Genomic DNA, 23067 nt, shown 5'->3' with positions numbered 1-23067 from the left:
TGTCGAATGGCATAGTCGATCAATGACGCAGTCCGACAACCGCCGGCAAAGGAGACGCCCGTGTCGTATTCCCTCCAACTTTATTCCCTGCGCGACGCGATGGCCGCCGACCTGCCGGGCACGCTGACACGCGTTGCCGGCATCGGATACTCGGCCGTCGAACCGTACAACTTCGTCGCCACGGCGGATCAATTGCGCGACGCCTTCGAGGCGAACGGGCTGAGCGCACCCAGCGGACACGCCCCGTTGCTGCGCGAGGATCAGGACGAAATCTTTGCGGCGGCCGCAACGCTCGGGATCGGGACGGTCATCGACCCGTTCGTTGCCCCGGAATTGTGGACGAGCGTCGATGCCATCCGGGCCACGGCCGACAAGCTCAATGCCGCAGCTGCCCGAGGCGCCGGCCACGGCATTCGGGTCGGATACCACAACCACTGGTTTGAGCTGGAGTCGACGTTCGACGGCAAATTCGGCTTGGAAGTTCTTGCCGACCACCTCGATCCGGCAGTCGTCCTCGAAGTCGACACGTACTGGGCCCAGGTCGGAGGCGCCGATCCTGCCGCACTGCTTCGCTCACTGGGCGACCGAGTGAAATTCATCCACATCAAGGACGGCCCGGCTACCAAGGAGCCCGGCGACCAAGTCGCCGTCGGATCGGGCACCCTACCGATTTGGGACATCATCGAGGCTGCGGGGTCCATCGACGCGGGTGTCGTCGAACTCGACGACTTCGCGGGCGACATGTTCACCGCAGTGACCGACAGCTTGAACTTTTTGGAAGGCGGCAAGTAAATGGCGAATCGGACATCCGGCCCGGTCGGCGTCGGCGTCATCGGTGCCGGCACCATCAGTGAACAATACCTGGACAATCTGACGTCGTTTCCGGACATCGTCGTTCACGCCATCGGCGACATGTTCCCCGAGGCGGCTGCGGCCAAGGCCGCCGCGTACGGCATTGACGCGCACGGCGACGTGGACGTCGTCCTGAATCATCCCGACGTCGAGATCGTGATCAACCTGACCATCCCGGCCGCGCACGTCGATGTCGGACTTGCCGCCGTGGCGGCCGGTAAGCACGTGTGGAGCGAAAAGCCGTTCGCGCTCGATCCGGCTTCCGGACGGAAGCTGCTCGAAGCGGCCGAAGCGGCCGACGTGCGACTGGGCTGCGCGCCCGACACCTTCTTGGGCGCCGGTCTGCAAACGGCGTTGCGGACGATCCGCCGCGGCGATATCGGCACACCGCTCACGGCCTTGACTCTGATCCAGTCCCCCGGCCCGGAATCGTGGCACCCGAATCCGGCGTTCTTGTTCCAGGAGGGCGCCGGCCCGTTGTTCGACGTCGGCCCGTATTACCTCACGACCCTTGTGCAGACGTTCGGCGCATTCAAATCCGTCGCCGCATTCGGATCGCGCTCCCGCGATACCCGCGTGATCGGCTCCGGTCCGAAGGCCGGCCAGGAATTCGCCGTCACGGTACCGACACACGTCAGCGCCATCGCCCGGTTCGCGGGCGGCGAGTCGTCCCAAAGCATCTTCAGCTTCGAATCCCCCAAGCAGCGTGCCGGATTCGTCGAGATCACCGGGACCGACGCCACGATCTCGCTGCCGGATCCGAACATGTTCGACGGCGACGCGGTCCTCACCCGGACCGGCGCCGATCCGGTCACGATCCCGGCCGTGGGCGCGACAAGCTCGCGCGGTTCCGGCGTCCTGGAAATGGCACGGGCCCTCCGGGCCGGGCGCCCGCACCGCGCGCAAGGTGCTACAGCCTTCCATGTGTTGGACACCATGGTGTCGATCACCGAATCGATCGACACGGGAGCGTTCGTCGATGTGACAAGCACTGCCACCGCCGCCGAACCATTGCCCGAGGACTGGGACACCACCGCTGCCACGTTGTCGTAACCAGCGTTCGTGATCGACTGGGCGCCCAGCGACCCGGTGTCGACCATTTAATTGTCAGGAGCACCATGCAATCGAACCGTCCCCTCGGTGTCGCGATAGTCGGCCACTCGTTCATGGGCCGCGCCCACTCTCAAGGCTGGCGCAATGTGGCGAGCGTGTTCGACGTGCCGGCCTTCGAGCGCACAGTGCTTGTCGGCCGGGATCCCGACCGCGCCCGGGAGGCGGCAGCCGGGCTGGGCTGGTCGGATTCGTCCGCCGATTGGAGGGCCGCCGTGACGCGGGACGACGTCGATATCGTCGATATCTGCGCTCCCGGCATGCTGCACGCCGAGATCGCCGTGGCCGCGTTGCGCGCCGGCAAACACGTGCTGGTGGAAAAACCGCTGGCCAACACACTCGCCGAGGCCGAAGAGATGGCGTCGGTCGCCGAGTCGGCCGCGGTGCGCGGTCAGATCGCCATGGTGGGGTTCAATTACCGTCGCATGCCGGCTCTCGCGCTGGCCCGCTCGATGATCGCCGACGGCAGGATCGGCGCCCCTGCGCAAATGCGCGTTGCCTACTATCAGGACTGGCTGTCGGATCCGACCGCAGCGATGAGCTGGCGGCTGCGCAAGGAGCAAGCCGGCTCCGGAGCACTTGGCGATCTCGGATCGCACGCCGTCGACCAGGTGCGGTTCCTGCTGGGCGACGACGTCGAATCGGTGTCGGCGCGCATGCGCACGTTCACTTCCCGCCGTCCGGGTCCGCACGGTCTCGAAGATGTCACGGTGGACGACGCGGCGTGGGCCACGCTGGTCACGGACGGCGGCACAGTGGCATCCATCGAGGTTTCCAGGGTGACGACCGGCCGGAAGAACGCCTTGCAAATCGAAGTCTATGGGGACGGCGGCAGCCTGCGGTTCGATCTCGAGCGGCCGAACGAGCTGTGGTTCCACGACGCCGGGCTTCCGGCAGCCGAGCAAGGCGAGCGACGCATTCTCGTCACCGAACCGGAACACCCGTACTTGGACGGCTGGTGGCCGCAAGGGCACGTGCTCGGCTGGGAGCACACGTTTACCCACGAGGTCCGCGACCTGTTGTTCGGGGCTGCCGACCACACGAACCCGGCCCCGTCGTTCGCTGACGGGCTGGCCGTCCAACAAGTGCTCGACGCCATCGAGGTCAGCGACCAAAAGCAAAATCAGACAATCGACATCCGAGGAGTCTAGGTCATGGCACGCAAGTTCACGCTGTTCACCGGACAATGGGCGGACCTGCCCTTCGAGCAGGTCGCCGAACTGGCGGCGGGCTGGGGATACGACGGCTTGGAGATCGCCGTATCCGGTGACCATCTCGACGCCTATCGGTGGGATGATGATGAGTACATTCAAGACCGGCTCGACATCTTGGACAAGAACGGCCTCGAGGTATTCGCCATCTCGAACCATTTGAAGGGCCAGGCCGTATGCGACGACCCGATCGACTTCCGCCACCAGGCGATCGTCGGCAGCCGCGTCTGGGGCGATGGGGATCCCGAAGGCGTGCGCACCCGGGCCGCGGAAGAGATGAAACTGACGGCTCGGCTTGCACAGCGGCTCGGCGTGAAGACGGTTGTCGGATTCACCGGGTCAAAGATCTGGCCATATGTGGCGATGTTCCCGCCGGTCCCGCAGTCAGTCATTGACGCGGGCTACAAGGATTTCGCCGACCGATGGAATCCGATCCTCGACGTGTTCGACGAATGCGGCGTGCGCTTTGCCCACGAGGTTCATCCGTCCGAGATCGCCTATGACTATTGGACGACGGTGCGGACCTTGGACGAGATCGGCCACCGGCCCGCGTTCGGTCTCAACTGGGACCCCAGCCATTTCATGTGGCAGCAGATCGACCCGGTGGAGTTCATTTGGGACTTCCGCGACCGGATCTATCACGTGGATTGCAAGGATACGAAGCTGCGCGTGACCGGACGCAATACGCGCCTCGGCTCGCACCTGCCGTGGGGCGATGCTCGTCGCGGGTGGGATTTCGTGTCGGCCGGGCGCGGCGACGTGCCGTGGGAGTCGTGCTTCCGCGCACTGAACGCGATTTCCTATGACGGGCCGATCTCGGTCGAGTGGGAGGACGCCGGCATGGATCGTCTGCGCGGTGCTCCGGAAGCCTTGGACGCGTTGAAGAAGTTCGACTTCGCGCCGTCCGAGACCTCGTTCGACGCAGCCTTTTCCAACCAGGGGTAAGGCTCGCCCACCGGCGGGGCGTGTACCGGGCGGCCGGTCAGCCGAAGAGTTCCTCGGCGAGATAGTGCCCCGACTTCACGGCCGGCGGCACGGCAAAAACGGCAGAGCCGATGTGCCCGATGTATTCGTTCAGCCGGTCCGAGGCGCCAAGTTTGCGTTGTAAGCGGCTGAAATTGTCCGGATCGTTCGTGTACACCATGAACAGCAGCCCGGCGTCCAACTGGCCGAATCTGCTGATGCCGTCGGTGTAGTTGTAGGGCCGGCGCAGGATCTTGATGCCGTCGTTGTTCTCGTGTGCGGCAAGCGCTATGTGCGATGTGGCGGGAATGACCGGATCGCCGTCCGCCTTCTTCTTCGCGAAGTCCGGGGTATCGAATTCGTGTTTTCCCGTCAGCGGAGCGCCGACGTGTTTCGTCCGGCCAAAGACGTCCTGCTGGTCGCCGATGTGATCGGCGTCCCAGATCTCGATGTTCATTTGAATCTTTCGGGCGATCTGGTAAGTGCCCCCGGCCATCCACCCGGCATCCTTCCCGAGCCAGACGAAGTCATCGTAATCGGACTTCTCCGTGATGTTCCTGGTGCCGTCCTTGAATCCGAGCAAATTGCGCGGAGTCTTTTGTCCGGCGCCGGCCGATGCCTTGCCGAACCCCATCACTGTCCACCGGGTGTGCACGCTTTCGCGGGCCATCCGGGCCAAGTCGCGGATCGCGTGATAGGCAACTTGCGGATGGTCGGCACACGCTTGCAAGCTGATGTCGCCGCCGGTCAATTCCGCTCGCAGCTGGTCGCTCGGCAGCGAGGGCAGATCCGCAAGCAGCGCTGGTTTCATCGCGGCCAGGTCGAATCGTTTGTCGAAGACACCGGGTCCGAGTCCAAGCGTGACGGTCAGCCCGTTCGGTCCGAGCTCCTGCGCTTCACCGGTATCGGTGGGCACTGCGGACGACCTGCTCGGTTCCACGCTGCCGATCGCCTTTCCGCTCATGAGCCGGTCGATCGCTCCCGACCACGTCGCCAACAGGACTTGTAGTTCCCGGGCCGTCTCAATTTGCAGATCGAACGTCATGAAGACGCAATATTGTTGCGGCGGCGTCCGCACGCCCGCTTGCGGGCCGGAGCCGTAAAACGAATACGTCAGGTCGGAATTCGATTGCTGCCCCGAGCTGCCCGGGCCCTCCACCGCCCCGGCCGCAAGGGTCCCGCCGACCCCTGCCAGACCACCGGCCGCCAAACCGCCGGCCGCGCCGGTGAAGAACCCCCGCCGGCTCAACCGAGAAGTCGTGCCCGAATCGCCGTCCGCTTGCTCGCGCCGTCCCGCCATTACGCCGATGCGACCTTTTCGGCAAGGTGCGACAACGGGTCCTGCAGCGCTTGCACCGTCTGGCTGAGCTTGTTGGCATTCTTGTGGCGCAGCGCCGGCGTGTAGGACTTGTAGCCGCCGGTCGCATCGGAATCGCGGTACGCGTCGAGCATGGAGTTCACCGTGTCGAACTGCGCGGCAATTCGCTTGGTCAACCCGGCGTCGATCTTCTTCAAGCCCGGTTTGAGCTCGGCGAACGCTTCTTGGGCGCCTTCGACGTTAGCGGCGAAGTCGACGAGATCGAGATGGCTGTACCGTTCCTCTTCACCCTTGATCTTCGACGACTGCACTTCTTCGAGCAGGGCCGCCGCACCATTGGCCAGGTCTTCGGGTTTGTACTGCAGCTTTTTCGCCACGCCGACGAGCGTCGTGGCGTTTTTGGTCAGCTCGGCCGCATAGCGTTTGGTCTGGTCGGTAATGGCACCTCGCTTGTACAGATCGCGCTCGATGGCGTGGAACCCGTGCCAGCCTGCGCTCTTGTCCAGGTTCGACGCCCGCATATCGATGAGATAGTCGAGGTTGCCCTTGTTGTCGGTGGCCTTGAATCCGGGCAGCACGAATCCGTCGACGTCCGATTCAATGTGCTCGTAAAACGGGCGCGCCTTCGCGTATTCGGCCTTCGCCCCGGCCAAGTCGCCCTCGTCGATCTTCTTTTCCAGTGTGGCGGCGGCATCCTTCATGGACGCGACCTGCGCCGAGACGTATTTCGCGTATCCCTTGGTGCCCTGCTTGAGCAACGCGTGCGTGGACCCGGTGGGTTTGGCTGCCTTGCCCGTGACGGTGAGGGTCTGCATTTGCTTTTCGGCGTTCGGGCAATAGATCTGGTATTTACCGCCGTCGAGCGTCACGGTGAAGCTGACGGGTTTCAACCCGGGCGCGAGGTTTTCCTTCTCGCCGAGAATGCGCTGATCGCTTTGCAGCTCGACTTCGGTGATGGCCGTCGAGTTCTTGTTCGTGACTGTGAACGTGACCGGCCCGGCGTGTGCGGTGGTCGAATCGATGTCGCAGGTGTCGCCCGAGCCGCCGGACTTCAACGTGATGCCGATCTTCGAGGTCGTCTTTTGGGCGGTATCGGTCTTGTCGCCCGCATCGGTCGGCGAGGAGGAGCAGGCGGTCAAGCCCGTCAGCGCGGCAATTGCCGCTATCGTCATCGTGGCGCGCATCGGCCGGCTGCTACGTCGCATTGGTCATTCTCCTAGAGGTGTCGTTCAGGTTCGTTGTCGGTACGCCGGCGGTCTCCGGCGCGCGCTCGTCGTCCTGCTTGGTCAGCTTCCGCCGAATGACGAGCCCGCGCAGTGCCGTGGCAATCGCTCCGATCGCCAGTACGCCGGGAAGCCAGAACGTCCACAGCGCCCTATCGCGCGCGGCCGCGTCAGCCGCACCGACGGCGTCGGCATTCGCGGCAACGGCGTCCGGGGCGGCGCTCCAGTCGCCGGTCGGGTCGACGGTCACCACTCGGGCGCCGGACAGGCCGCCTCCGGTCAGTGTGACTATCGTCCGGGATGTCCGCTTGGCGTCCACCAACGCCCCGTCCTTCGTCCACGCCGTCACAGTCGCCGTGCGCTTCCAGTTCGCCTCGTACGGCCCGGGGTTGCGCCGGGGGCTGAGGCCGACGGGAATGGATCCGTCGTTCAACTTGACCAAGCGGTCGAGCGTCAGCCGCCGAGGGCCTTGCGGCACCGGTACCGTGGTGCGCCAACGGGTGTCGGCGCCGGCGTGCGTGCTGGGAGCGCCGTCCCCGGCGGCAAAACGCACGGTCGTCGATTCGCCGGCGCGGCGGACAGTGATGACGGGAGCCGGTGATTCACCGGTCGCGCTGACCGAGCCGGACGACCCCAACGGCACCGACGCCGGGATCGCAGCCCGTGGCGCGTCCGGCATGGCGACGAACAGCGCGATGGCGCCGACTCCCAGGCCTGCTGCCACGATTCCATGCGCGCGCGGCTGATGCGCGGGCTTGGGGCGGAGCGCTCGGGGAAGCAACGTGATCAGCAGCATCGGAATGATGTAGAGGAACCAGCCGACGGCTTCGACGGTGCGCGGGTCGGCCGGGATGCCGAGAACGCCGGTGATCAGCGCCGCCCGGATCGAGCCGCCGGGAGCCAACCAGGCGAGGTCGACGGTCGGCTGTTGCCCGAAGACTATCCAGCCCGCTTCGTGGGCGGTACGCAACGCGCTGATCACCAGGCCGGCAGCGACGAAGACCAAGAACACTCCGGTTGCCGTGAAGAATTTACCGAGGTTCAGCTTGACGCCGCCGGTGTACAGGCCGATTCCGATGCCGATGGAGATCAGGATGCCGACGACCGCGCCGATCACCGCCGCCACCACACTCGTGGACGCTTGGAACGTCGCCAACAGGAAGACGGAAGTTTCGAATCCTTCTTTGAGCACTGCCAAAAATGCCATTGCGGCAAGAGCCAGCGACGTGCCCTGGCCGAGCGCTTCGGTGGCGGAATGTTCCAGCTCGCGCTTCATATAGCGGGCATGCGTGCGCATCCACACGATCATTCCGGTGACGAAGACGACTGCCACGCCGCCAATGATCGTCTCCATGGCTTCTTGTTCGGTCTGCGGGAGCGCCCGTTCGACGACGGTGAGGGCGACACCGACCAGGATACTCAGGACGACGGCCAGCGTGACGCCGATCCACATGGCCTTCAGCGCTTTACCGTTGCGCTTCAAGAAGGCAGCAATGATGCCGACGATCAACGCAGCTTCGAGGCCTTCACGAAGACCGATCACCAGTGTCGCGAGCACGGCTTCCTTCCGGCGTGAGTCTAAGTCTTTGGGGCACCTAGTTTAGGTAAGCCAAAGCTACATTACACCAAGGAATGATTTACGCGCGGTCGGTGTGGCCTAATTCCCAATTCGCCGCGCCCGCCGAGTGGCGGCGAATGGCCGTTGTCCCGCGCCGAGTGGCGGCGAATGGCTGATTTTCCGAACAAAAATCAGCCATTCGCCGCCACTCGGCGGGAGGACGGGGCTACGGAGGCGGGCCTACTGCCCTGCTCTTTCCAAGATCAGTTCACGGATCTTCGATGCATCGGCCTTACCGCGCATTTCTTTCATGATCGGGCCGATGAGGGCGCCCACGGCTTGCACCTTGCCGCCTTGAATCTTGGCAACGACGTCGGGCTGATCGGCCATCGCCTTGTCGACGGCCGCCGTGAGGGCGCCGTCGTCCGACACCATTTCCAGCCCGCGGCCGGCCATGACCTCGCTCGGAGCGCCCTCCCCCGCGATGACGCCTTCGAGGACTTGCCGGGCCAGCGCGTCATTGAGCTTACCGGCGTCGACGAGGCCGGCTAGTTCGGCGATGTGCGCCGGACCGACCCCGAGCTCGGTGACTTCGACGTCCTTGGCCTTCGCCGTCCGGGCAAGTTCGCCGGACCACCACTTGCGGGCGGCGGCGGGCGCACAGCCGGCTGCGACGGTCTGCTCGATCGGTTCGAGCAGGTCGGCGTTCACGACGTCGCGCATCTCCAGATCGCTGTACCCCCATTCGGCCTGCAGCCGTTTGCGGCGATCACTGGCCGGCTCGGGCAGCGCAGCGCGCAGCTCTTCGACCCATTCACGGCTCGGTGCGACCGGTACCAGGTCCGGTTCGGGAAAGTACCGATAGTCGTCGGCGTCCGATTTCGGGCGCCCGGACGACGTGGAAGCCGTGTCCTCGTGGAAATGCCGGGTCTCTTGCGTGACGGCGCCGCCTGCGCGCAGGACGCCGGCCTGGCGGGAGACTTCGTAGCGCACCGCACGCTCGATCGACCGGAACGAGTTGACGTTCTTGGTCTCGGTGCGCGTGCCGAGCGGCGCCCCCGGGTCGGCACGGAGCGACAAATTCACGTCGGCGCGCACATTGCCTTGTTCCATTCGTGCTTCGGAGACGCCCAGCGTGCGAAAGATGTCGCGAAGCGTGCGCACATAGGCGCGGGCGACTTCGGGGGCGCGGGAGCCGGCGCCTTCGATCGGATGGGTGACGATCTCCACGAGCGGCACGCCTGCCCGGTTGTAGTCGACGAGCGAGTGGTCGGCGCCTTGGATGCGGCCGGACCCGCCCACGTGCGTGTTCTTGCCGGCGTCCTCTTCCATATGCGCGCGTTCGATCTTGACCCGGAACACTTCGCCGTCGTCCAGTTCCACATCAAGGTGGCCCTCGTACGCGATCGGTTCATCGTACTGCGAGGTTTGAAAGTTCTTCGGGTTATCCGGGTAAAAGTAGTTCTTCCGCGCGAACCGGCAATACTCGGCGATCTCGCAGTTCAGAGCCAGGCCGATTTTGATTGCGTATTCGACGGCGCGCCGGTTGACGGCCGGCAGCGCGCCGGGCAGGCCGAGGGACACGGGCGTCACCTGGCTGTTCGGTTCGGCCGCGAAACTGTTCGGTGCGCCGTCGAACATCTTCGTCGCGGTGCCGAGCTCGACGTGCACCTCGATGCCCAGGACCGGGTCGAATTCGGCGATGGCCTCGTCGTAATCGACGAGGTCAGTCATGGTTTCGGCCATTTCTCACGCCACCTCCAGGGTGGGCGCCTGAGCCAGTAGCGGCCCGCCCCACTGTTGTTCCAAAAGTCTTTCCAGCACGCTGCCTACCCGGTACAGTCGATCGTCGGCCTTTGCCGGACCCAGGATCTGGAATCCGGCAGGAAGGCCGTCGCTCGACAGGCCGCTGGGCAATGAAATGCCCGGGACCCCTGCCAGATTGGCCGGAATAGTCGCGACGTCGTTCAAGTACATCGCCATCGGATCGTCCAGTTTGGCGCCCAGCTCGAACGCCGTGGTCGGCGAGGTCGGCGACACGAGCACGTCGACCTTGTCGAACGCGGCGGCGAAGTCGCGCTGGATCAAGGTGCGCACTTTTTGGGCACTGCCGTAGTAGGCGTCGTAATAGCCGGCCGACAGCGCGTACGTCCCCAGCATGATGCGGCGTTTGACCTCGGGGCCGAAGCCGGCGCCGCGGGTCGCCGCCATGACGCGCTCGGCAGTGACAGGCCCTTCGTCCGGCAGCGTTCGAGCGCCAAACCGCATCCCGTCGAAGCGGGCCAGGTTGCTCGAAGCCTCCGACGGCATGATCAGGTAATAAGCGTCGAGCGCGTAGTCGAACGAGGGGCAGGACACTTCGACGATTTCGGCGCCGGCATCGGCAAGCAGCGCCAGCGCATCGTCGAATCGTGCCTTGACGCCGGGCTCGTACCCGTCACCGGACAATTGGCTGACCACGCCGAGGCGCATCCCCGCGACGTCCCCGCCCCGTGCGGCGGCAACGAGCTCCGGGAGCGACTCCGGGATCGACGTCGAGTCGCGCGGGTCGTGTCCGCCGATCAGTTCGTGCAACAGCGCCGAGTCCAGCACGGACCGCGTGACGGGGCCGGCCTGATCCAGGCTGGAGGCCATCGCGATGAGACCGTAGCGGGACACGCCGCCGTAGGTGGGTTTCACACCGACCGACCCGGTGACGGCTGCCGGCTGGCGGATCGAGCCGCCCGTGTCGGTTCCGATGGCCAGCGGGGCCTCGAACGCGGCGACGGCAGCGGCGGAACCCCCGCCGGAGCCGCCCGGGATCCGGGTCTCATCCCACGGGTTGCGGGTGGGGCCGTATGCCGAATGCTCGGTGGACGAGCCCATGGCGAATTCGTCCATGTTGGTTTTGCCGAGGATCGGCAGGCCGGCCTGCCGCAGCCGGGTCACCAGGGTGGCGTCGTACGGCGGTATCCAACCGTCAAGGATTTTCGACCCGGCGGTCGTTGGGATGTCTTTGGTGACGACGACGTCCTTCACTGCGATCGGCACGCCCGCGAGCGCATGAAGCGGTTCGCCGGCGGCGCGACGGGCATCGACGTCGGCGGCCGTGGCAAGCGCCTCATCGGACGACACGTGCAAGAACGCGTGGATGGCCGGGTCGACGGCGGCAATGCGGTCAAGGTGGGCCTGGGTGACTTCGACGCTCGTGACGTCGCCGCGGCCCAGTTGCTCCGCCAGTTCGGCGGCGCTCAAGCGGGTCACGTCGCTCACTGCTCATCTCCCAAGATCTGCGGTACCAAGAACTTTCCGTCTTCGGCTGCCGGCGCACCGGACAAGGCTTCGGACGCCGTCAGCGGCGTCTCGACGACGTCCTCACGGAAAACGTTCGTCATCGGCAGCGGATGCGATGTGGCGGGAATTTCGTCGGTGGCGACCTCGGAGACCTTGGCGACCGAACCGACTATCACGTCGAGTTCGCCGGCGAGCTGATCGAGCTCGTCGTCGGACATGGCTATTCGCGCCAGCGCCGCCAGGTGGTCGACCTCGGCCCGGGTGATGGCAGACATTTCAGGCGTGGCCTTCCTCGTTGGGTGGGTTCCCCTTCAGTCTAACCGTCCACGCCGACGAGCCGACGGGCCAGTTCGACCGCCGGCTCCGGGCCGCATCGGCCCATCCGAAATGTCAGTCGTGAATGCGCACGAATTGCAGCCGCCATGCCTCGGGGCCGCGTTCGATGTAGTCGATGGCGAATTGACCGGGAGCGCGCGCTTCGAGCTGGTCGAGCAGCGGCAGCGGGTCGTGCGGTGCCACCAGAATCATCCCGTCGCCCGGCTTCACGGCGTCCAGCGCACCGAAGATCGTGGAATGCCGGATGGCGTGCGGAATACTGCGCGCGTCGAGCTCGGGCAGTTCGGGCCCGTCGACGACGCCGCATGCGCACACGTGCCCGTCCGGTTCCGTCCCGGCGGCCTCGTTCGCAGCCTGATCGGCCCCCTCGCCCAGAAGCTCGGGAGCGCTGCCCACAACGTCCGCCAGCGACACCGTGGGCGCCGACGCGAGCGCGGGCATGAGGTATTCATCGGCGAGCGACACGTGCGTGGAGAAGGTGGAGAGCAAGTTGCCGCCGGCTGCTGCAGCACGAACGGCGCTCGTGGCCGCGGTCAGTTCCGCAATGCTCGTGCGGGCCGCAGCCAGGTTCTCGGTCATTGTGGCGGCCACCGGGGCGACGTCCGGAAGTGTCGATGCCACGGCGATAGTGCTGGACTCGGCGCTGTCCAAGTGCGCGCCGATCAATCGGACGTATTCGGCCAAGCCCGCCAAATCTGCGGCGTCGCCGGCTTCGGCGGCCCGGATCACGGCGTCGATACGCACGCTGAGTCCTCCGGCAAGTTCGGCATGGCGCTCGACCAGTCGCGGACCGACGCCGGCATCTTGTTCGTTGGAGGCGATGACGACGCTGCTCATGAATTCTCCTTGATGTGATTGCGAAAAGGGGTTGCAATCCAGTCTATTGTCGATTTGGCTACCCATACGGGAAAGGCGGGCGCTTTTGAAAATAGTCGCGGATTGGGGAGAAGCAGGGCCGTGAGCGAGCTGATCATTGCAGTGGCGGGTCTGCTGGCGGTTGCGGCCGCAGCCGCGCTGGCGCCGCGGTTGCGCATTGCCGCGCCGTTGATTCTGGTGCTGGCGGGAATCGGCGTGAGCTTCCTGCCGTTCACTCCGACAATCAGTTTCGACCCGGAGTGGGTGTTGGCCGGAATCCTGCCGCCCTTGCTCTATTCGGCTTCGGTGTCGATGCCGACCATGAACTTTCGCCGCGAATTCACCGCGATCAGCGGTCTCGCCGTCGTGCTGGTGGTCGGGTCGTCCGTTCTGATCGGCCTGATGTTCAGCTGGCTGATCCCGGGCGTCGGACTTTGGTGGGGAATCGCGCTGGGGGCGATCGTCAGCCCGACCGACGCGGTCGCCACGTCGATAGTGAAACGACTCGGCGTGTCGAGGCGCATCGTGTCGGTCTTGGAAGGCGAAAGTCTGCTCAATGACGCGACAGCTCTCGTCCTGCTCAGGACGGCGATCATCGGCACTGCCGCGTCGGTCTCGCTGTGGAGCGTGCTGGGCAGATTCGCTTACGCCGTCCTGCTCGCCGTGGCAGTCGGTATGGTCGTCGGCCACCTCAATCTGTGGGTACGGTCGAAGATCACGGACTCGACGGTGAACACGGTCGTCTCGTTCACCGTGCCGTTCATCGCGTCGATCCCCGTCGAGTTGCTGGGCGGGTCGGGCCTGGTGGCCGCGGTCGTGGCCGGCCTGGTCACCGGCCACGGCGCCGCCGCCCGGCTCTCGCCGCAGCACCGATTGTCCGACAACCAAAATTGGCACACCATCGAATTGGTCCTCGAGGGCGCCATCTTCTTGATCATGGGTCTCGAGCTCTCCGGCATCGTGGCGGATGTGCGCAGCGAAGGAATCGGACCGGCCTTCGCCGCGGCGGCAATCGCGTTGCTGCTCACTGTGGTGATCCGCACGGTTTACGTCACAATGCTTCTCTTCGCAGGGAGCAGGAGGACCCGTCGACAAGAGCGCAGCAAGCCGCGTTTGGACCGTATGGTGGAGCGGGTCCAGTTCGCCGACCGGGCGCGCACGCCCGACCGAGCGGATCACGCCGGCCCGACCGCCAAGCGCATCGCCCGGTTCATGACGCGACTGCGACGGATGCAAAACGACGTCGACTTCTTTTTGTCGGCGCCGTTGGGCTGGCGCGAGGGGTCGATCCTCGTGTGGGCCGGGATGCGCGGCGCCGTCACGCTTGCCGCAGCGCAAACGTTGCCGGCTGACGCCCCGAACCGATCGCTGATGATCCTGATCGCTTTCACGGTCGCTGCGGCGTCCCTGGTCATCCAGGGCGGTACGCTGTCGGCGAGTGTCGCATGGATCAAGCCCGCGATGGCAAGCGACCATGCGAATGTCGGTGAGCGCGCGCGGATGCTCCAGATGCTCGGCGACGTCGATCGGCGCGTGCGCGGCGCCGCCGGGCGCAATGACGCAGCCGGGCGCAATGACGCCGGAGGAACTCGGGACGAGGCACGGAGCGGGAGCGGCACCGACGCCTGGGCTGCAAAAAGACTCGATCTCGCGGTGATCGCCGCGCAACGGTCCGCGTTGCTGGATGCCCGCGACGACGGCGTGTTCGGTGCCGAGTCGCTCGATGCCGCACTGACCAACTTGGACGCCGATCAGATCAGCCTCGAGTTGAAGGGGTCGCCGCCCGATCCGTGACGGACCCGGCCCCTTCCGGCCATTGCGGCACCCGCCCCCGACACGGGCGGGGCCGAGGCGGCGATAATCGAGGTATGCGAGCCGTAGTCGTCGAAAAGTTCGGAACCCGGCCAACCGTGCAGGTCGTCCGAGATCCGGTGGCGAGTCCGGACGGCGTCGTCGTGCGTGTCGAGGCAACCGGCCTCTGCCGCAGCGATCACCACGCGTGGGCCGGCCACGACGACACCGTGACGCTTCCGCATGTGCCCGGGCACGAACTCGTTGGCACGATCGAGAGCGCGGGCAAAGACGTCAAACATTTCACGGTCGGCGACCGGGTCACGACGCCCTTCGTGTGCGGCTGCGGGACATGTCGCGAGTGCGCCGCCGGCGATTCGCACGTGTGCCCCTACCAAACGCAGCCCGGCTTCACCGACCCCGGATCATTCGCCGAACTCGTCGCCCTGCGTCACGCCGACGTGAATCTGGTGCGAGTGCCGGACCACCTGGACGCCGGCGCGGCGGCCGGATTGGGGTGCCGGTTCGCGACCGCGTACCGCGGTCTCATCCACCGTGCCGCGCTCACCACCGGAGAAACTGTCGTGGTCGTGGGGTGCGGTGGGGTCGGTCTGAGCGCCGTCATGATCGCGGCAGCCATCGGTGCCGATGTGGTCGCCGTCGACATCGCCTCGGCGGCCTTGGACCTGGCCGCCGGGTTTGGTGCGGCCCGCACCGTGAACACGGCGGGGCTGTCCGATGCGGCGGCGGGCGCCGCTATCGCTGCCGCGGCGCCCGGCGGCGCCGACGTCTCGGTGGAGGCGCTCGGCCGAGAACAGACAACCGCCGCGGCGATCCGGTCGCTTCGGCCCCGGGGCCGACACGTTCAAATCGGTCTTTTCGCCGAGCCGCCGCACATACCGATGGCGCACGTGATCGCCGGAGAACTGTCCGTTTTCGGTTCACACGGCATGCCTGCGCACGACTACCCGGAGCTGATGGCGCTCGTCGAGTCGGGTCGGCTGCGTCCCGGGGATCTCGTGACCGAGACGATCACGCTGGACGACGTGCCCGACGCCTTGGCTTCCATGGATTCCCGGCACGGACACGGCGTCACGATGATCCGGCCGTAACCGTCGACCGGAGGCGGTCACGCTTGTTCGGGCAGCTGCCGGGCGCCGGTGATGTACCCGGCCATTTCGGCTTCGAACCGTTCCGCCTGTTGGGGCGTGGCATGGCCCATGGCCACGGCGCGCGCCAAGTCGGCGTGCAGCCCGTCGAGGCGGTCCGACGCCGGCCTGGCGCTTGCCTGCAGCGTGCCGCGCCGTTTTTCGATCCCCGTGGATTCGACAGAGGTCTTGGGGGCGATCGAGGCCGGACGGACGGACGACGCGGTCGGGACCTGCGCCGGCGAGATGGCGACCACTGCGGCCACCGCGCACGCACCGGCGAGGCTTCCGGTGACCGACAGCGCCGCCTTGAGCGTGCGCCGCAGTTCCGGCCGACTGTGCTCGGGCATGATGCCCCTTTCGCGAGACTACCGGCCATCGCCGGTCAGTCACACTATTCCAGTCGTTCTTGTGCCCCGGCTGATGGCGAGCCCGCATGTTTCCTGAGAATCGGTTCGCCGGCAGCATCCGTGCGCCGGTAACTGTTCGAGATGCGCCCGCGCATTGCGATTTCATGTCTTTTTACGCTCTCTGCGAACAACCGAAATTACTCTGTTATCGTGAGGTAGATCACTACCCGGCCCGGTGTTTTCGTCACGCGACGGCATTGGTTGTTCGTCGTGACGGACGGCGTTACCCGATTCGTTGAAGAGGGAGCAGCATGAGCGGAACGATCAACAGCGGCTTGACGGATGCATTGATCCGGACGCGCAGATTCTTCACCCCCAAGCAGACGGTCTCGCCGGACGGGCGAACATTGTTGAAGGTCGGCGGGCGGACCGGGGACTCGTTCTACCGCGACAGGTGGAGCCACGAAAAGGTTGTCCGCTCCACGCACGGCGTGAACTGCACCGGCTCGTGCTCGTGGAACGTCTACGTCAAGGACGGCATCATCACGTGGGAGACGCAAGCCGTCGACTACCCCACCACCGGGCCCGACAAACCGGAGTACGAGCCGCGCGGTTGCCCGCGCGGCGCCTCATTTTCCTGGTACACGTATTCGCCGACCCGTACCCGGTACCCGTACATCCGCGGGGTGTTGTTGGAGCTCTACCGGGAGGCCAAGAGCCGGTTGAAGGACCCCGTGCTGGCCTGGGCCGACATCACGGAGGACCCGGAACGTTCCGCCGCATACAAGCGGGCGCGCGGCAAGGGCGGCCTGGTGCGCGCCACCTGGGACGAGGCAATCGAAATCGTGGCGGCCGCCCACGTTCACACGATTCGCAAATGGGGGCCCGACCGAGTCGCGGGCTTCTCCCCGATTCCGGCCATGTCGATGATCTCGCACGCGTCCGGCGCCAGATTCGTCAATCTGATCGGCGGCTCGATGCTGAGCTTTTACGACTGGTACGCCGATATGCCGGTCGCGTCTCCGCAAGTGTTCGGCGACCAGACCGACGTGCCCGAGTCCGGCGACTGGTGGGACGCCGGTTACCTGATGATCTGGGGCACCAACGTTCCGGTCACGCGCACGCCCGATGCGCACTGGATGGTCGAAGCGCGCTACCGCGGGCAGAAAGTCGTGGTCGTCTCCCCTGATTTCGCCGACTCCACCAAATTCGCCGATGAGTGGATGCCGGCGGAGCCCGGCACCGACGGCGCACTGGCCATGGCCATGGGGCACGTCATCTTGAAGGAGTTCTACGTCGACCGCACGACGCCGTATTTCACCGACTACGTGAAGAAGTACACCGATCTTCCGTTCCTGGTCACGCTCGATGAAGCCCGGGACGCCGCCGGCGACACGACTTATACGGCGGGCAAATTCCTCACCGCCGCGGATCTGTCGGACGCCGGCATGCGCGATCAGGAGAATGCCGAATTCAAAACGGTGCTGGTGGACGAGGTCACGAACCAGCCGGTCGTGCCGCCCGGCACCCTCGGCCATCGCTATGGTGAAAGCGGCGAGGGCAATTGGAACCTCGACCTCGGCGAGATCCGCCCGCGCCTGTCACTCCTCGACGGCGCGGACGAGTCGGTTCCGGTCGACATGCCGCGCTTCGATACCGGGCAGGGCGACATCGGCGTCATTCGGCGCGGCGTACCGGCCCGCCGGATCGAGGGCCGGCTCGTCACCACGGTCTTCGATCTGCTCCTGGCGCAGTACGGCGTCGGCCGCCCCGGCCTGCCGGGCACGTGGCCCACCGGCTACGACGACGCGAGCTCGCCCTACACGCCGGCGTGGCAGCAGGACATCACCGGGGTGAAGGCCGAAGCCGCAATCCGGATCGGCCGCGAATTCGCCCAGAACGCCGAGGATTCCAAGGGCCGCTCGATGATCTTGATGGGAGCCGGCACGAACCACTGGTTCCATTCCGACACCATCTACCGGACTTTCCTGACCATGACGACCATCACCGGATGTCAGGGCGTCAACGGAGGCGGATGGGCACATTACGTCGGACAGGAAAAGGTCCGGCCCCTGACCGGGTACACGCAGCTGGCCAATGCGTTGGACTGGATGCGGCCCCCGCGCAATATGGTGCAAACTGCGTACTGGTACCTGCACACCGACCAGTACCGGTACGACCAGTTCGGCGCCGATACGCTGACGGCCGAAACCGGCAAAGGCCAGCTTTCCGGAAAATCGACCGCCGATGTGATTGCGCAATCAGCGCGCCTCGGGTGGATGCCCTCCTACCCGACGTTCGACCGCAATCCGCTCATCATCGGAGCCGAGGCCCGGCGGGACGGAAAATCCGCAAAAGACTACGTCGTGGACGAGCTCAAGGCAGGCAGGCTGAACTTCGCCGCCGAGGACCCCGACGCACCGGAGAACTTCCCCCGCGTCCTGTCGCTGTGGCGATCGAATCTGTTCGGGTCATCGGCCAAGGGAAACGAATATTTTCTGAACCATCTCCTCGGCGCCGAACACACCATCAGCGCTGAGGAGACCGCCGAACGGTTCCGCCCGCGGGAAGTCAAATGGCACGACAAGGCTCCGGTGGGAAAGCTCGATCTGTTGACCACCCTCGACTTCCGCATGACGAGTTCGACGCTGCTGTCCGACATCGTGTTGCCGGCAGCGACCTGGTACGAAAAGCACGATCTGTCGACGACCGACATGCACCCGTTCGTGAATTCATTCAATCCGGCGATCTCACCGCCTTGGCAGTCACGCACGGACTGGGACGCGTGGCAGCAGATTTCCCGCGTGTTCAGCCGTCTCGCCGAACGACATCTCGGCAAGCAGACGGACGTCGTCGCGGCTCCCCTCACGCACGACACTCCGGATGCCATGGCCTCCCCTCACGGCCGGGTGCGGGATTGGAAATACGGCGACTGCGAACCCGAGCCGGGCGTGACAATGCCGCGGATCCTCGAAGTCGAACGCGATTACACCCAAATCGGCGACATGATGCGCGGCGTGGGCCCGCTCATGGACACGCTCGGCGCGACCACGAAGGGAGTCACGTTCGACCTGACCCGGGAGATCAAGGAACTCACCGTGAAGAACGGCGCGGTCCGCGGCGGCGCGGCGGACGGCCGCCCGGACATCCTGCACGCGAGCCAGGCGTGCGAAATGGTCCTGACGCTGTCGGGGACGACCAACGGCCATCTGGCCACACAGGGATTCAAGAGCCTGGAAAAGCGCACCGGCAGGCTTTTACACGACTTGGCTTCGGAACACGAAGGCAAACGCATCACGTTCTCCGATACGCAACACGGCCCGGTGCCGGTGATCACGTCACCGGAATGGTCCGGATCCGAAAGCGGGGGCAGGCGCTATTCGCCGTTCACCATCAATGTGGAGCGGCTCAAACCCTGGCACACGTTGACGGGGCGCCAGCAGTTTTATCTCGATCACGACTGGATGACCGAACTCGGCGAAGGGTTCCCCACATTCCGGCCGCCGCTGGACATGACGGCCCTGTTCGACGAAGCGGCAATCGGCGATACGCCGTCCAAAGGGGTCTCGGTACGGTATCTGACGCCGCACAACAAATGGTCGATCCATTCCGAGTACCAGGACAATCTGTTCATGCTCTCGCTGTTCCGCGGCGGCCCGGGGATCTGGATGAGCCCGCTGGACGCGGAGAAGATCGGCGTCCGGGACAACGAGTGGATCGAAGCGGTCAACCGCAACGGCGTCGTCACCGCTCGTGCCATCGTGTCCCACCGGATGCCGGAAGGGACCGTGTACATGTACCACTCGCAGGACCGGCTGATCGACATGCCGTTGTCGGAGACGAGCGGTGAACGCGGCGGCAACCACAACTCGCTCACCCGGCTGATGATCAAGCCCACGCACATGATCGGCGGCTACGCCCAGCAAACGTACGCCTTCAATTACATGGGACCGACCGGCAATCAACGCGACGAGGTCACGGTGATCCGCCGTCGCAGTCAAGAGGTGACGTACTGATGCACATTATGGCGCAAATGGCGATGGTGATGAACCTGGACAAGTGCATCGGCTGTCACACCTGCTCGGTCACGTGCAAACAGGTCTGGACCAACCGGTCGGGTGCGGAACACATCTGGTTCAACAACGTCGAGACGCGGCCGGGGCAAGGATACCCGCGCACCTATGAGGACCAGGAGCGGTGGAAGGGCGGCTGGACGCTGACCAAGCGCGGCAAGCTGAAGCTCAAGGCGGGCGGCCGGCTGAAGAACTTGGCGACGCTCTTCGCGAACCCGAACTTGCCGGAATTCAAGGACTATTACGAGCCGTGGACGTACGACTACGAGAATCTGACAACGGCGCCCGCGCAAGAGCACATGCCCGTCGCGCGCCCGAAGTCGCTGCTCACCGGCGAGGACACGAAGGTCACCTGGTCGTCGAACTGGGACGACGATTTGGCCGGCTCGGTCGAGAACACGCACGACGACCCGGTTCTCAAGCAGGTCGGCGACAAGATCAAGTTCGAGTACGAACAAGCATTCATGTTCTACCTGCCGCGTATTTGCGAACATTGTCTGAACCCGTCGTGCGTGTCGGCGTGTCCGACCGGCGCGATCTACAAGCGCGAAGAGGACGGCATCGTTCTTGTCGACCAAGACCGATGCCGCGGCTGGCGACAGTGCATCACCGGCTGCCCGTACAAGAAGATGTACTTCAACCACAAGACCGGCAAAGCGGAGAAGTGCACGTTCTGCTATCCGCGGATCGAAGTGGGGCAGCCGACGATCTGCTCCGAGACGTGCGTCGGTCGCTTACGGTATCTGGGGCTGATGTTCTATGACGCCGACCGCGTCTTGGACGCCGCCTCGACGCAAGACGAGCACGACCTGTACGAAGCGCAACGCGATGTCTTTCTCGACCCGCACGATCCCGAGGTGATCGAGGCGGCTCGGGAGGCGGAGATCCCGGAGGACTGGATCGACGCGGCCCAGCGGTCCCCGATCTGGGCGCTGATCAATAAATACCGGGTCGCCCTTCCGCTGCACCCGGAATATCGCACGATGCCGATGGTCTGGTACATCCCGCCGCTGTCACCGGTCGTCGACGCCGTCAGCGACACGGGCGAGGACGGCGAATCGAAGGACAATTTGTTCAACGCAATCGACTCGCTGCGTATCCCGATCGATTACCTGGCGGGACTGTTCACGGCAGGCGACACCGCTCCGGTGGACCGGGTCCTGCGCAAACTGGCGGCCATGCGGTCCTATATGCGCGATATCAACATGGGCTGGGAGACGAACGAGTCGATCGCCGAGTCCGTCGGAATGAGCGGCCAAGAGGTCAAGGACATGTACCGGCTGCTGGCGATCGCCAAATACGATGAACGGTACGTGATCCCGCCCGCGCACTATGAAGACGCACACAAGCTGGAGAATATCGCCACTGAGTGCTCGCTGGACGTCGACGGCGGCCCCGGGATGGGCGGCCTGGGCGGTTTCGATGAGTCGTTCGGTGCCGACCCGGGCGTCGGCTCACCCGATACTCCGGGACGGCCGGAAGGCGTGCGGATCAACTTGCTGAACTGGGACGGGAAGGGCACTCCGGAAGGCCTGTTCCCCAACCGGGACGCCGCAAGTGATCCGGGCAACGGTTCCGGACCCGGGGGTCGATGAGTCATGAGTCCGCGCGTGCCGACCTTGAAGTATTCCGACGACCAGCTGGTGCGGGCGTGGCAGGCCGCGTCCATCCTGATGGATTATCCCGACGAGGATCTGCCGGGCCGGCTCGATCTACTCGGTGAGGTCGCGTCGAGCTTGCCGGAAAAACTCGGCTCATCGCTTGTGACAACCATCGAGCATTTACGGAATCGGTCGCTGGTCGACGTGCAAGGCGACTACGTCGAGACATTCGATACCAGGCGCCGCGGTTGCCTGTTCCTCACCTATTTCTCCAACGGCGAGACCAGGAAGCGGGGTTTGGCGCTGCTGCGGATCAAGCAGGTGTACACGAAGGCCGGGCTGGTCCTGACCGACGACCAACTGCCGGACCACCTGTGCGTCGTTCTCGAGTTCGCCGCCACAACCGATCTGCGGGCCGGCCTGAAGATCATCCTCGACAACCGCGCGGGCCTGGAGCTGTTGCGCCTGCACCTGGCCGATATCGACTCGCCGTGGCTCGGGGCCCTGGAGACCGTGTGCAGGACGCTTCCGGCGTTGAAGGGTAAGGACTACGAGGCGGTGCAACGGCTTGCGGCCGAGGGGCCGCCGGACGAAGAGGTTGGTCTCGAACCGTACGGCGCGGCCGCGCTGAGCGCTACTCCCGGAGGAATGCCATGAGTGTCGGCGATACGTTTTTATGGCTGATCTACCCGTACATCTGCCTGACCATTTTCGTGCTCGGGCACATTTGGCGTTACCGGTACGACAAATTCGGGTGGACGTCGCGCTCGAGCCAAATGTACGAAAGCCGGATCCTGCGTTGGGCCAATCCGATGTTCCACTTCGGCATCCTCGCAGTCTTCCTCGGCCATGTGATGGGCCTGGGCATCCCCCAGTCGTGGACCGATGCCGTCGGAATCTCCGAAACCATGTATCACGTGATGGCCGTATCGGTGGGAGCCGTCGCCGGGTTCTGCACAATCGTCGGCCTGATCGGCCTGCTGTATCGTCGCCGATTTACCAAAGCCGTGCTGGGCGCCACGACCGTGATGGACAAGATCATGTACGTCCTGCTCGGGTTGGTGATCTTGCTCGGACTGATCAACACCGTGTCCGGCGTAGCGACGACGTACAACTATCGCGAGGGCGTGTCCATCTGGTTCCGCAGTATCTTCTTCTTCAACCCGCAACCGGACTTGATGGTCGAGGCCCCGCTCAGCTTCCAATTGCACGGCATCGCCGCGATCTTGCTTTTCGCGTTCTGGCCGTTCACCCGTCTCGTGCACGTGTTCACGGCTCCGCTCGGTTACGTCTTCCGGCCGTACGTGCTCTACCGCAGCCGCGACGACCACGAAGGCTCGCGTGAGCGCCGACGCGGCTGGAACAAGGTCGACACTATTCCGCGGCGTCGATAACCGGCCGGTGG

Annotated in this window: 18 protein-coding genes; 10 read left to right on the top strand and 8 right to left on the bottom strand. The window is 65.1% G+C overall.

Annotated elements, in window-relative coordinates:
- The first annotated feature begins 60 nt into the window (after nucleotides 1–60).
- The 4 genes from BJY26_RS09700 (at nucleotide 61) to BJY26_RS09685 (ending at nucleotide 4118) form a co-directional block, all read left to right on the top strand.
- On the top strand, nucleotides 61–792 hold the full coding sequence (locus BJY26_RS09700) for a sugar phosphate isomerase/epimerase family protein (RefSeq protein WP_179427755.1): 732 nt from the start codon (nucleotides 61–63) through the stop codon (nucleotides 790–792).
- Nucleotides 793–1905 (top strand): Gfo/Idh/MocA family protein, encoded by a 1113-nt coding sequence (locus tag BJY26_RS09695; protein WP_179427753.1) that lies wholly within the window; start codon nucleotides 793–795, stop codon nucleotides 1903–1905.
- 65 nt (nucleotides 1906–1970) lie between these two features.
- Complete coding sequence (locus BJY26_RS09690) at nucleotides 1971–3113, top strand: Gfo/Idh/MocA family protein (protein ID WP_179427751.1); 1143 nt, start codon at nucleotides 1971–1973, stop codon at nucleotides 3111–3113.
- A 3-nt stretch (nucleotides 3114–3116) separates the two neighbouring features.
- Nucleotides 3117–4118 (top strand): sugar phosphate isomerase/epimerase family protein, encoded by a 1002-nt coding sequence (locus tag BJY26_RS09685; RefSeq protein WP_179427750.1) that lies wholly within the window; start codon nucleotides 3117–3119, stop codon nucleotides 4116–4118.
- Nucleotides 4119–4155: 37 nt separating this feature from the next.
- Here the strand turns inward: BJY26_RS09685 and BJY26_RS09680 are convergent, their stop codons facing one another.
- From BJY26_RS09680 to BJY26_RS19065, 7 genes are all read right to left on the bottom strand, one after another.
- Nucleotides 4156–5436: a Dyp-type peroxidase gene (locus BJY26_RS09680; RefSeq protein ID WP_179427748.1), complete on the bottom strand. Its 1281-nt coding sequence runs from the start codon at nucleotides 5434–5436 to the stop codon at nucleotides 4156–4158.
- Nucleotides 5436–6659 carry an iron uptake system protein EfeO gene (efeO, locus tag BJY26_RS09675; protein WP_179427746.1) on the bottom strand — a complete coding sequence of 408 codons (1224 nt, stop codon included), beginning with the start codon at nucleotides 6657–6659 and terminating at the stop codon, nucleotides 5436–5438. The genes BJY26_RS09680 and efeO overlap by 1 nt, the downstream gene beginning before the upstream one ends.
- Nucleotides 6649–8235, bottom strand: a complete 1587-nt coding sequence (gene efeU, locus BJY26_RS09670; protein ID WP_179427744.1) for an iron uptake transporter permease EfeU — start codon at nucleotides 8233–8235, stop codon at nucleotides 6649–6651. Before efeU ends, efeO begins: the two co-directional genes overlap by 11 nt.
- Nucleotides 8236–8475: 240 nt before the next feature.
- Nucleotides 8476–9969 (bottom strand): Asp-tRNA(Asn)/Glu-tRNA(Gln) amidotransferase subunit GatB, encoded by a 1494-nt coding sequence (gene gatB, locus BJY26_RS09665; RefSeq protein ID WP_179427742.1) that lies wholly within the window; start codon nucleotides 9967–9969, stop codon nucleotides 8476–8478.
- Between the two features lie 15 nt (nucleotides 9970–9984).
- Nucleotides 9985–11487, bottom strand: coding sequence for an Asp-tRNA(Asn)/Glu-tRNA(Gln) amidotransferase subunit GatA (gene gatA / locus BJY26_RS09660; RefSeq protein ID WP_179427740.1), 1503 nt, complete (start codon nucleotides 11485–11487; stop codon nucleotides 9985–9987).
- Entirely contained in the window at nucleotides 11484–11783 is a 300-nt protein-coding gene (gene gatC / locus BJY26_RS09655) for an Asp-tRNA(Asn)/Glu-tRNA(Gln) amidotransferase subunit GatC (protein ID WP_179427738.1), read from the bottom strand. The genes gatA and gatC overlap by 4 nt, the downstream gene beginning before the upstream one ends.
- Nucleotides 11784–11898: 115 nt before the next feature.
- Nucleotides 11899–12681 carry a DUF2249 domain-containing protein gene (locus BJY26_RS19065; RefSeq protein WP_179427736.1) on the bottom strand — a complete coding sequence of 261 codons (783 nt, stop codon included), beginning with the start codon at nucleotides 12679–12681 and terminating at the stop codon, nucleotides 11899–11901.
- 120 nt (nucleotides 12682–12801) lie between these two features.
- On the opposite strand from BJY26_RS19065, the gene BJY26_RS09645 reads away from it, so the two are divergent.
- Entirely contained in the window at nucleotides 12802–14493 is a 1692-nt protein-coding gene (locus BJY26_RS09645) for a cation:proton antiporter (protein ID WP_179427734.1), read from the top strand.
- Nucleotides 14494–14567: 74 nt separating this feature from the next.
- On the top strand, nucleotides 14568–15602 hold the full coding sequence (locus tag BJY26_RS09640; protein ID WP_179427732.1) for an alcohol dehydrogenase catalytic domain-containing protein: 1035 nt from the start codon (nucleotides 14568–14570) through the stop codon (nucleotides 15600–15602).
- A gap of 17 nt (nucleotides 15603–15619) precedes the next feature.
- On the opposite strand, the gene BJY26_RS09635 is transcribed toward BJY26_RS09640, so the two are convergent.
- A complete protein-coding gene (locus BJY26_RS09635) occupies nucleotides 15620–15988 on the bottom strand; it encodes a hypothetical protein (RefSeq protein WP_179427730.1) in 369 nt (122 codons plus the stop codon).
- A 311-nt stretch (nucleotides 15989–16299) separates the two neighbouring features.
- Between BJY26_RS09635 and BJY26_RS09630 the strand changes: the two genes are divergently transcribed.
- The 4 genes from BJY26_RS09630 to narI are packed head-to-tail and all read left to right on the top strand — an operon-like array spanning nucleotide 16300 to nucleotide 23056.
- Nucleotides 16300–20004, top strand: a complete 3705-nt coding sequence (locus BJY26_RS09630) for a nitrate reductase subunit alpha (protein WP_179427728.1) — start codon at nucleotides 16300–16302, stop codon at nucleotides 20002–20004.
- On the top strand, nucleotides 20004–21656 hold the full coding sequence (gene narH, locus BJY26_RS09625; protein WP_179427726.1) for a nitrate reductase subunit beta: 1653 nt from the start codon (nucleotides 20004–20006) through the stop codon (nucleotides 21654–21656). Before BJY26_RS09630 ends, narH begins: the two co-directional genes overlap by 1 nt.
- A 3-nt stretch (nucleotides 21657–21659) precedes the next feature.
- Nucleotides 21660–22319, top strand: a complete 660-nt coding sequence (gene narJ, locus BJY26_RS09620) for a nitrate reductase molybdenum cofactor assembly chaperone (protein WP_179427724.1) — start codon at nucleotides 21660–21662, stop codon at nucleotides 22317–22319.
- Nucleotides 22316–23056, top strand: a complete 741-nt coding sequence (gene narI / locus BJY26_RS09615) for a respiratory nitrate reductase subunit gamma (RefSeq protein ID WP_179427722.1) — start codon at nucleotides 22316–22318, stop codon at nucleotides 23054–23056. The genes narJ and narI overlap by 4 nt, the downstream gene beginning before the upstream one ends.
- Nucleotides 23057–23067 lie beyond the last annotated feature (11 nt).

Source organism: Spelaeicoccus albus (assembly GCF_013409065.1).
Lineage (GTDB): Bacteria > Actinomycetota > Actinomycetes > Actinomycetales > Brevibacteriaceae > Spelaeicoccus > Spelaeicoccus albus.
This window is presented reverse-complemented; position numbering and strand designations above follow the sequence as displayed.